8 protein-coding genes are annotated in these 10133 nt (G+C 59.2%); 3 read left to right on the forward strand and 5 right to left on the reverse strand.

All coding sequences use genetic code 11. The features are described from left to right. Positions 1–94: 94 nt before the first annotated feature. The 4 genes from ntrC to WBB95_RS25795 all read right to left on the reverse strand — a co-directional run bounded on the left by ntrC (position 95) and on the right by WBB95_RS25795 (position 4154). Positions 95–1531, reverse strand: coding sequence for a nitrogen regulation protein NR(I) (ntrC, locus tag WBB95_RS25780; RefSeq protein WP_424490143.1), 1437 nt, complete (start codon positions 1529–1531; stop codon positions 95–97). Beyond that, a complete protein-coding gene (gene glnL / locus WBB95_RS25785) occupies positions 1528–2613 on the reverse strand; it encodes a nitrogen regulation protein NR(II) (protein ID WP_424490144.1) in 1086 nt (361 codons plus the stop codon). Before glnL ends, ntrC begins: the two co-directional genes overlap by 4 nt. A gap of 275 nt (positions 2614–2888) precedes the next feature. Next, entirely contained in the window at positions 2889–3479 is a 591-nt protein-coding gene (locus WBB95_RS25790; protein WP_424490145.1) for a hypothetical protein, read from the reverse strand. Between the two features lie 138 nt (positions 3480–3617). Continuing rightward, positions 3618–4154 (reverse strand): chorismate mutase, encoded by a 537-nt coding sequence (locus tag WBB95_RS25795; RefSeq protein ID WP_424490146.1) that lies wholly within the window; start codon positions 4152–4154, stop codon positions 3618–3620. Between the two features lie 429 nt (positions 4155–4583). Between WBB95_RS25795 and WBB95_RS25800 the strand changes: the two genes are divergently transcribed. Beyond that, entirely contained in the window at positions 4584–4823 is a 240-nt protein-coding gene (locus tag WBB95_RS25800; protein ID WP_424490147.1) for a DUF6124 family protein, read from the forward strand. Between the two features lie 70 nt (positions 4824–4893). On the opposite strand, the gene glnA is transcribed toward WBB95_RS25800, so the two are convergent. Then, a complete protein-coding gene (gene glnA / locus WBB95_RS25805; RefSeq protein WP_322142850.1) occupies positions 4894–6300 on the reverse strand; it encodes a glutamate--ammonia ligase in 1407 nt (468 codons plus the stop codon). Between the two features lie 334 nt (positions 6301–6634). Between glnA and thiI the strand changes: the two genes are divergently transcribed. Then, on the forward strand, positions 6635–8089 hold the full coding sequence (thiI, locus tag WBB95_RS25810; protein WP_424490148.1) for a tRNA uracil 4-sulfurtransferase ThiI: 1455 nt from the start codon (positions 6635–6637) through the stop codon (positions 8087–8089). Positions 8090–8228: 139 nt separating this feature from the next. Continuing rightward, positions 8229–10049 (forward strand): translational GTPase TypA, encoded by a 1821-nt coding sequence (typA, locus tag WBB95_RS25815; protein ID WP_424490149.1) that lies wholly within the window; start codon positions 8229–8231, stop codon positions 10047–10049. Positions 10050–10133 lie beyond the last annotated feature (84 nt).

Genomic DNA, 10133 nt, shown 5'->3' on the forward strand with positions numbered 1-10133 from the left:
CGCCGGATCAGTCGATACACCTGTTGACTGACACACCGCTTTCGCGAGCAAGCCCGCTCCCACATTAGATCTTCAGTGGATGGAAGGGCTGAGATCAGCCCTCATCGCCCTCATCATCATCCCCGCCATCGACCTTCATCCCCAACTCCTTGATCTTGCGCGTCAGGGTGTTGCGGCCCCAGCCCAGCAGCACGGCGGCATCGCGGCGGCGGCCGGCGGTGTGCTTCAAGGCCGTCTCGATCATGATCCGCTCGAACGCCGGCACGGCGCTGTCCAGCAGGTTCGACTGGCCGCGTGCCAGCGCCTGATCGGCCCACTGGCGCAGGGCCTGCTCCCAGTTGGTCACCGGGGCCGAGTCCTGCGGCAGGCTCAACAGCTCCGGCGGCAGGTCGCTGATGTGCACTTCGCGGCCGGACGCCATCACCGTGATCCAGCGGCAGGTGTTTTCCAGCTGGCGCACGTTGCCGGGCCACGGAAGGTTCTTCAGGTATTCCTCGGTCTCGCTTTTCAGCAGCTTCGGCTCTACGGCCAGCTCTTGCGCGGCGCGGCTGAGGAAGTGACGGGCGAGGGTCGGAATGTCTTCGCGGCGGTCCGACATCCGTGGGATGTGGATGCGGATAACGTTGAGGCGGTGGAACAAGTCCTCACGGAATTTGCCCGCGTGCACCAGGGTTTCGAGGTTCTGGTGAGTCGCGGCGATGATGCGCACGTCGACCTTGACCGGCGTGTGCCCGCCAACGCGGTAGAACTCGCCGTCTGCCAATACGCGCAGCAAACGCGTTTGGGTGTCGGCCGGCATGTCGCCGATTTCATCGAGGAACAGCGTGCCGCCATCGGCTTGTTCGAAACGCCCGCGACGCAAGTTGGCCGCACCGGTGAACGCGCCTTTTTCATGGCCGAACAGCTCGGACTCCATCAAGTCCTTGGGAATCGCCGCCATGTTCAGTGCGATAAACGGCGAGGCCGCCCGTGGGCTGTGGCGGTGCAATGCATGCGCCACCAGTTCTTTACCGGTACCCGATTCGCCGTTGATCAGCACGGTGATGTTGGAGTGGCTCAAGCGCCCGATGGCGCGAAACACTTCCTGCATCGCCGGCGCTTCGCCGATGATTTCCGGGGTGCGGGTCAGGGCCGGCGGGGCTTCCTGGTTCTGTTGTTCCTGGGCGTGCTGGTTGGCGCGCTTGACCAGCGCCACTGTCTCGTCCACATCGAACGGCTTGGGCAGGTATTCAAAGGCGCCGCCCTGGTAGGACGCGACAGCGCTGTCCAGGTCCGAGTGCGCGGTCATGATGATCACTGGCAAACGCGGGTGCTGCTCGCGAATCCGCGCCAGCAAGTCCAGGCCGCTGGCGCCGGGCATGCGGATGTCGGAAATGATCACGTCCGGCTGCTGGCGCGCCAGGCGGCTCATCACCCCGTCGGCGCTGTCGAAGCTCTGGGTGGTCATGCCTTCCTGTTGCAAGGCTTTCTCGAGGACCCAGCGGATAGAACGGTCGTCATCGACGATCCAGACAGTTTCACTACGGCTCATGTCGATGGGGCTCCTTGTTCCAGAGGCAGAAAGATCGAGAACGTGGTGTGGCCGGGATGGCTTTCACATTCGATCAGACCCTGGTGCTGGCTGATGATGTTCTGGGTAATGGCCAGGCCCAGCCCGGTACCGTCCGGGCGGCCGCTGACCATGGGAAAGAAGATGGTTTCCTGCAGTTCCACAGGAATGCCCGGGCCGTTGTCGATGATCTCGACCTTGGTCACCAGGCGATGGCGCACGTGGCCAATGGTGAATTGGCGCAAGGCGCGGGTGCGCAGGCTGATGCGGCCCAGGCGCAGTTCGTTCTGGCTGCTGATGGCCTGCATGGCGTTGCGCACGATATTGAGCACCGCCTGAATCATCTGCTCGCGGTCGATCAATACGTCGGGAATGCTCGGGTCGTAGTCGCGCACCAAGGTGATGCAGCCCTGGCTTTCGGCCTCCACCAACTGGCAAACGCGTTCCAGCACTTCGTGCACGTTGGTCATCGCCAGCGACGGCAGCTTGTTGGAGCCGAGCATGCGGTCGACCAGGTTACGCAGGCGGTCGGCCTCTTCGATGATGACGTTGGTGTAGTCCTTGAGATGCTCCTCGGGCAGCTCGCGGGCCAGCAGCTGCGCGGCACCGCGAATCCCGCCGAGGGGGTTTTTGATCTCGTGGGCCAGGCCGCGCACCAGCATCTTGCTGGTTTCCTGTTTGGACAGCTGCGCTTCTTCTTTGGTGATGCGCAGCAGGCGGTCGCGTGGGTGCACTTCGAGCAGCAGCAGGGTCGCGCCGTTGCTCAGGATCGGGGTCACGGCGTAGTCGACGGTCAGCGTCTGGCCGGTGAGGGCGGTGAGCATCGCTTCGCGCTTGGTGAACGGGTGTGCCTGCTCCACGGCCTGGCGCAATGAGCTCAAGGCTTCGGCCGACTCGGTGAACAATTCGCTGATGAACTGCCCATGGCTGCGCTGGCCGCTGATGGCCAGGAGCATCTCCGCCGCCGGGTTCATGTACTCAAGACGCAGGTCGTCATTGAGCAGGATGGTCGCCGTGGTCAGGTTGTCGAGTAGCAAACGGTGCAGTGCATCGCTGATGGTCATCAGGACCTCTTTTGGAGCAAGGCGCGGGCTTGAGGCACACGCTGATACAAGGAAAATGCAAAAACCAAACCAAGGCTCCGAAAAGAAGCGCGAAACCCCTGAAATGGGTGTTTCAGGCGCGAAACTGTGGCGTTCTGCCAGCTTGCTCGGGAAGTTTCGAACCAAAATGGGTAGATCAGGTGGGAAGGGTGCAATGTATCGCACCAATATAGTGCAGTTTTACGAAGTCTGTTCAGGAACTGCTGAAGAGCGGCGTTGGGAATGGCCGCTGCGGTTCAGTGAGGTTTCTTGGGGGTGTTCTTTCGATTGTTGAGGCAGGGCTTGATGACTTCGTGCAGGTCTTCATGGTCTTGGGGCAGCACGAACTCGGCGGTCAGCGGTGAATCGCCGGGGATGGAGGAGGGCAGCGTCATCTTGATGCGTTGGCCGCGCATGTCGTCGGCAGTCCACTCGCGCAGTTCCTGGCGGTTGGCGGGCATGATGAGTTTGAACAGCACGCCGTGTTGCTGCGTGGGTTCTGCGCTGTAGTAGCCGTTTACACGGTAGGTGCGGGTCGGCAAGGTGCCGGTGGTGAGGCTGAGCGGGCCGGTGGAGCGGGCATCCGGGCCTTCATACATGCCGGGTTTGAAGTGCAGCTCATCGGTGTGGGTCAGCAGTGAGATCATCGGGCGCGAAGGCGCGCTGTAGCAGGCGACATGCAGGATCGCCAGGCTGGTCTTGTCCGCGTGGGCGGCGGTGCCGGTGATGCGCGCGTTGATAATCGTGCTGCCCGGGTAGGGCGCTTCGACTGTCCAGGCATCGTGGGCTGCGGCTGTCGGGCTGAGCGCAAGCATCAGCGAGCATAAGGCGCTGCGGGTGAGGCTCATCACAAAATTCGTCGGCGATTGGCGGTTGGGGGCCGCATCCTAGAGGGGCGAGTACCGGGGATGAATCAGACAAGTCTGCCGTTCTAATAATGATGTGGGAAAGGGCCCTGAATGCAGCAGGCCCTTGCTCGATTCACTTCAAGGTGTGTAAGTGCACAGTTCGGCGGTGGCGCGGGTCATTGCGATCTGGGTCAGCGGGTCGTACAGCGGTTGGTGCACGGCCGTCGCCACCCATTGCGGGCATTGCGGGCTGGTGCGCTCCGGGCCGAAGTCCGCCAGTTGTTGCAGCAGGCGCTTTTGCAGTTGATCCAGCACTGGGCGGATTTTTCCGACCAGGTCCGGGCGCGGGGTGTCGGGCGCCTTGCCCTTGAAATGCCAGTCGGACAAATGGGTGTATTGCACCAGTTTATTGGCCTCGATCTGGGCGGCGAAAAACTGTTCTGCCGTCGCAGGGGCAAGCGCGTAGCTCGGGGCCTGGGCCCGGACACTGGCGATCACGTCCTGTTCCCGTGGGCGGTCTTCCACGGCCTTGTGGCTGTCCCATTTGCTCAGGGCGACCTGATCGGCGATGGCCAGGCGTTCGGCGATGCTGTTGAGCAGCGGTTCGAGGGTGGCGGGCGCGGCGCTGGCCGTGGCGCTGACGAACAACAAAGCGAACACAAGTCGATGTTTCAAAGCGGATCTCCTGTGGGAGCTGGCTTGCCTGCGATGCGGGCAACTCGGTACATCCGGTATACCCAGCCGATGCTATCGCAGGCAAGCCAGCTCCCACATTTTTGATTGGGTTTGCAGGGTGGGGGCGGTATCAGCCCAAGGCTACCTCAACTTGCGCGGTTGCCTACAGTTACGCCAGAATCCGCCGGCTTGTACGGCTGGCTTGTCGTCTCTAAGGTTGCCCGGTCGCTGCTTATCAGCGATCAGGTTTAGTAGCCTGAGGGTCAAGTTAAGTTCGTACGGTGCCGATCTTTTATGGCGGCTGTGCGTAGGGCATCCTCGGGTGCGCCGGTTTTTGCTTAACTTCCCCGGTCTACTAACCTGCGTACAGCTGCCACCCAATCGTTTAGTAGCGAGTCGTTGGCGGCCTCATTCGAGGAAGTTAAGACAATGTTCAAACCAACACCCAATCCACCCCCGTCCGTCATCACCATCGACCCCGGCAGCGATGACGAGTCCCTGCTGGTCAACAGCTTCGAGATATTCTCCTCGGTCAGCGCGTTGCTGCTGGACTTGTCCGAAGAGCTCGATGGCAAGTACCGCGACACTGCACTGGCAATTCACCAACTCAGTGCACTGGGCACCTTGATGGTCGGCAATATGCTTGACCGGCGCTCGCTTCGCGCCTGAATCCCAGGCAAAAAAAAGACCTCCCGAGGGAGGTCTTTTTTGTCACGCCACGTTAAGCGGCGCTACCGGATCAGCAGCTGTAGTACAGCTCGTATTCCAGTGGGTGTACGAAGGTGCGGACCTTGATTTCTTCTTCGCTTTTCAGAGCGATGTAGGCGTCGATGAAGTCGTCGGAGAACACGCCGCCTTTGGTCAGGAACGCGCGACCTTTGTCCAGCTCTTCCAAAGCTTCTTTCAGGCTGCCGCACACTTGTGGGATCTCTTTGGCCTCTTCAGGCGGCAGGTCGTACAAGTTTTTGTCGGCGGCGTCGCCTGGGTGAATCTTGTTCTGGATACCGTCCAGGCCGGCCATTACCAGGGCAGCGAAGGCCAGGTACGGGTTGGCTGCTGGATCCGGGAAGCGCGCTTCGATACGGCGAGCGCGTGGGCTGGACACGTAAGGAATACGGATCGACGCGGAGCGGTTACGTGCCGAGTAGGCCAGCATTACCGGTGCTTCGAAACCTGGGACCAGACGCTTGTAGGAGTTGGTCGACGGGTTGGTGAAGCCGTTCAGGGCCTTACCGTGCTTGATGATGCCGCCGATGAAGTACAGGGCGGTATCGGACAGGCCGGCATAACCTTCGCCAGCGAAGGTGTTCTTGCCATCTTTGGCGATGGACAGGTGAACGTGCATACCCGAACCGTTATCGCCGTACAGTGGCTTAGGCATGAAGGTAGCGGTACGGCCGTAGGCATCAGCCACATTGTGTACGCAGTACTTCAGGGTTTGAACTTCGTCAGCCTTGGCAACCAGGGTGTTGAACTTCACACCGATTTCGTTCTGGCCGGCAGTCGCCACTTCGTGGTGGTGAACTTCGATGACCAGGCCCATTTCTTCCATGGCGTTGCACATGGAGGTACGGATTTCGTGGTCGTGGTCGAACGGCGGAACTGGGAAGTAGCCACCTTTGACGCCTGGACGGTGGCCTTTGTTGCCGCCTTCGATGTCCTGGTCAGACATCCACGAACCTTGTTCGGAGAAGATCTTGAACATGGAACCGGAGATGTCGGACTTGAACTTGACCGAATCAAAGATGAAGAATTCTGGCTCTGGGCCTACGAATACGGTGTCGCCGATACCGGTCGACTTCAGGTATTCCTCGGCACGCTTGGCGATCGCACGTGGGTCACGGTCGTAGCCTTGCATGGTCGAAGGCTCGATCACGTCGCAGACGATGATCAGCGTTGGGTCTTCGGTGAACGGGTCGAGCACGGCAGTGCTGTCGTCCGGCATCAGGATCATGTCGGAAGCTTCGATACCTTTCCAGCCGGCAATGGAGGAACCGTCGAACATTTTGCCTTCTTCGAAGAAAGCATCATCCAGCGCGTCGCGAGCCGGCATGGTCACGTGGTGCTGAGTGCCTTTTGTGTCCGTGAAGCGCAGATCAATCCATTTAACGTCATGATCTTTGATGAGTTGAACCGACTTCGACATGGTGTCCTCCGGGTGGCTTCGGGCTGGGGTAGTGGAGTTAGCCCTTAGAATGTGGGTGATGCCGGCGCGAATACTCGACCAAGGCAACCTGCCTCACAAGAGAGCAAATTGCATGCCAGTGCGCCAACATGGCCTTTTTGCCTCAAAATGGCCCCTAAAACGGTGCAATCCGTTGAAACGGAATAAAACGCGCACTGCAATGTAGCGTTTATTTGCGCAAATGACCCGTTTTGGTGCACGTCACCGACGATGCATATTAACTGGTTAAACCTTGAGCGATTTCCGCTATAATCCGCGCCCCCCTTTTTCGGCAGGCCCTGCGCGCGCTGTTTCCATGAAATTAATCGTAAAAGTGTTCCCCGAGATCACCATCAAAAGCCGACCGGTACGGACGCGTTTCATCCGTCAGTTGGCCAAGAACATCCGTGCCGTGCTCCGTGATCTGGACCCGGCTGTGGTGGTGAACGGTGTGTGGGACAACCTCGAACTGGAAACCCGTGTCACCGACGCCAAAGCCTTGAAGGACATGACCGAGCGCCTGAGCTGCATGCCGGGCATCGCGCATTTCCTGCAGGTGGATGAGTACCCGCTGGGCGACTTCGACGACATCACCGAAAAGTGCAAACAGCACTACGGCAGCGCGCTCGAAGGCAAGATTTTTTCGGTGCGTTGCAAGCGCGCCGGCAAGCACACGTTCAGCTCCATGGACGTCGAGAAATACGTTGGCAGCAAGCTGCGTCGCGAGTGCGGCGCCGCCGGAATTTCCCTGAAAGCGCCGCAAATTGAAGTGCGCATGGAAATTCGCGACCAACGGTTGTTTGTGGTCCACAGCCAGCACAACAGCATCGGCGGCTACCCGTTGGGCGCCCTGGAACAGACCCTGGTACTGATGTCCGGCGGTTTCGATTCCACGGTGGCGGCCTACCAGATCATGCGCCGCGGCCTGATGAGCCACTTCTGCTTCTTTAACCTGGGCGGGCGTGCACACGAATTGGGCGTGATGGAAGTTGCGCACTTTATCTGGAAGAAGTACGGCAGCTCCCAGCGCGTGCTATTTGTGAGCGTACCGTTCGAGGAAGTGCTCGGCGAAATTCTCGGCAAAGTCGATAACAGTCATATGGGCGTGGTTTTGAAGCGTATGATGTTGCGCGCTGCGTCCCGTATCGCCGATCAATTGCAGATCGACGCGCTGGTGACCGGTGAAGCGATCTCCCAGGTGTCCAGCCAGACGCTGCCGAACCTGTCGCTGATCGACTGCGTGACCGAAAAGCTGGTGTTGCGCCCGCTGATCGCCAGTCACAAGCAGGACATCATCGACCTGGCCGAAGAAATCGGCACGGCGGATTTCGCCAAGCACATGCCTGAATATTGCGGGGTCATCTCGGTGAACCCCAAGACCCACGCCAAGCGCAACCGCGTGGAGTACGAAGAACAACAGTTCGACATGGCGATTCTTGAGCGTGCGCTTGAGAACGCCAAAATGGTGCCAATTGATCGCGTGATCGATGAATTGGGCCAGGATGTGCAAATCGAAGAAGTCAGCGAAGCCCTGGCCGGCCAGATCGTCGTCGACATCCGTCACCCGGATGCCGCGGAAGATGAGCCGCTGGAAATCGCTGGCATCGACGTGCAAACGCTGCCGTTCTACGCATTGAACGCGCGTTTCAAGGAACTGGATAACAGCCGTCAGTACCTGTTGTATTGCGACAAAGGCGTGATGAGTCGCCTGCATGCCCACCATTTGCTCAGTGAGGGGCATGCCAATGTGCGCGTTTATCGACCGAGCTAAGAGCCCGGGGCTGTTTGCCTGTGGCCTGCGTCACCGGCCCCCCGACTCTGCCGTCAAGCTGTAACGGCAAGGCCTGACTCTACTGTTAATCGCTGCCACGACCTGTCAGCACACCGAATCCTCTGATCGAGATACACAAGTGATCGAAAATCTACGTAACATCGCCATCATTGCTCACGTTGACCATGGTAAAACCACCCTGGTAGACAAACTCCTGCGTCAATCCGGCACCCTGGAGCGCAACGAGCTCAACGACGAGCGCGTGATGGACTCCAACGACCAGGAAAAAGAGCGCGGTATTACCATCCTGGCTAAAAACACCGCTATCAACTGGAACGGCTACCACATCAACATCGTGGACACCCCGGGCCACGCCGACTTCGGCGGCGAAGTTGAACGTGTAATGTCGATGGTTGACTCCGTTCTGCTGCTGGTTGATGCCCAAGACGGCCCTATGCCGCAAACCCGTTTCGTGACCAAGAAGGCGTTCGAAGCCGGCCTGCGTCCGATCGTGTGCATCAACAAGGTTGACCGTCCAGGCGCGCGTCCGGACTGGGTTCTGGACCAGATCTTCGACCTGTTCGACAACCTGGGTGCTACCGAAGAGCAACTTGATTTCCAAGTGATCTACGCCTCTGCCCTGAACGGTATTGCCGGTCTGGAACACACCGCCATGGCGGAAGACATGACCCCGCTGTACCAGGCAATCGTTGACCACGTTCCGCCGCCGAAGGTTGACCGTGAAGGCCCGTTCCAGATGCAAATCTCGGCACTGGACTACAACAGCTTCCTGGGTGTTATCGGCGTTGGCCGTATCGCTCGTGGTAGCGTCAAGCCGAACACCCCGGTTGTTGCTGTCGGCGCCGACGGCAAGAAGCGTAACGGTCGTATCCTGAAGCTGATGGGTCACCACGGTCTGCACCGTATCGACGTTGAAGAAGCTTTCGCCGGCGACATCGTTTGCGTGAGCGGTATGGACTCGCTGTTCATCTCCGACACCCTGTGCCAGCCGGACACCGTCGAGGCGATGAAGCCTCTGACCGTTGACGAGCCAACCGTTTCCATGACCTTCCAGGTAAACGACTCGCCTTTCTGCGGTAAAGAAGGCAAGTTCGTGACGTCCCGTAACATCAAGGAGCGTCTGGACAAAGAGCTGCTGTACAACGTTGCTCTGCGCGTTGAAGAAGGCGACTCGGCTGACAAGTTCAAGGTTTCCGGCCGTGGTGAGCTGCACCTCTCGGTACTGATCGAAACCATGCGTCGCGAAGGCTTCGAAATGGGCGTTGGTCGTCCAGAAGTGATCATCCGTCAGGTTGACGGCGTGAAGCAGGAACCGTTTGAAGACGTGACCATCGACACCCCGGAAGAATCCCAGGGCAAGGTCATGGAAGAGATGGGCCTGCGTCGCGGCGACCTGACCAACATGGTGCCGGATGGCAAAGGCCGTGTGCGTCTGGAATACAACATCCCTGCTCGTGGTCTGATCGGTTTCCGTAACCAGTTCCTGACCCTGACCAACGGTGCTGGCATCCTGACCTCGATCTTCGATCGCTACGACACCATGAAGTCCGGCGACATGTCCGGCCGTCAGAACGGTGTTCTGGTATCGGTAGAAACCGGCAAGGCACTGACCTACTCCCTGGAAACCCTCCAGGCGCGTGGCAAGCTGTTCGTTGAACACGGTCAAGAGATCTACAACGGTCAGATCGTTGGTCTGAACAGCCGTGACAACGACATGGGCGTCAACCCAACCAAAGGCAAGAAGCTCGACAACATGCGTGCTTCGGGTAAAGACGAAACCATCGCCCTGGTTCCACCTGTTCGCTTCACCCTGGAACAGGCTCTGGAATTCATCCAGGACGACGAGCTGTGCGAAGTTACGCCTAAGTCGATCCGCCTGCGTAAGAAGATCCTGGACGAAGGCGAGCGTACCCGCGCTGCCAAGAAAGCCAAGAACTGAGTTAACTCAGGCTGAATGAAAAACGCCCCCGGTCGAAAGGCCGGGGGCGTTTTTTTATGTCTGCGATTTGTGTAGTTGCTGTGC

The sequence above is a fragment of the Pseudomonas sp. genome, assembly GCF_049645325.1.
Lineage (GTDB): Bacteria > Pseudomonadota > Gammaproteobacteria > Pseudomonadales > Pseudomonadaceae > Aquipseudomonas.

What these genes read in the sequence shown, in the direction of transcription:
- WBB95_RS25800 (WP_424490147.1), top strand. Translation starts at nt 4,584, where the DNA reads ATGTTCAAACCAACACCCAATCCACCCCCGTCCGTCATCACCATCGAC.
- thiI (WP_424490148.1), top strand. Translation starts at nt 6,635, where the DNA reads ATGAAATTAATCGTAAAAGTGTTCCCCGAGATCACCATCAAAAGCCGA.
- glnL (WP_424490144.1), bottom strand. Translation starts at nt 2,613, where the DNA reads ATGACCATCAGCGATGCACTGCACCGTTTGCTACTCGACAACCTGACC.
- glnA (WP_322142850.1), bottom strand. Translation starts at nt 6,300, where the DNA reads ATGTCGAAGTCGGTTCAACTCATCAAAGATCATGACGTTAAATGGATT.
- WBB95_RS25790 (WP_424490145.1), bottom strand. Translation starts at nt 3,479, where the DNA reads ATGAGCCTCACCCGCAGCGCCTTATGCTCGCTGATGCTTGCGCTCAGC.
- ntrC (WP_424490143.1), bottom strand. Translation starts at nt 1,531, where the DNA reads ATGAGCCGTAGTGAAACTGTCTGGATCGTCGATGACGACCGTTCTATC.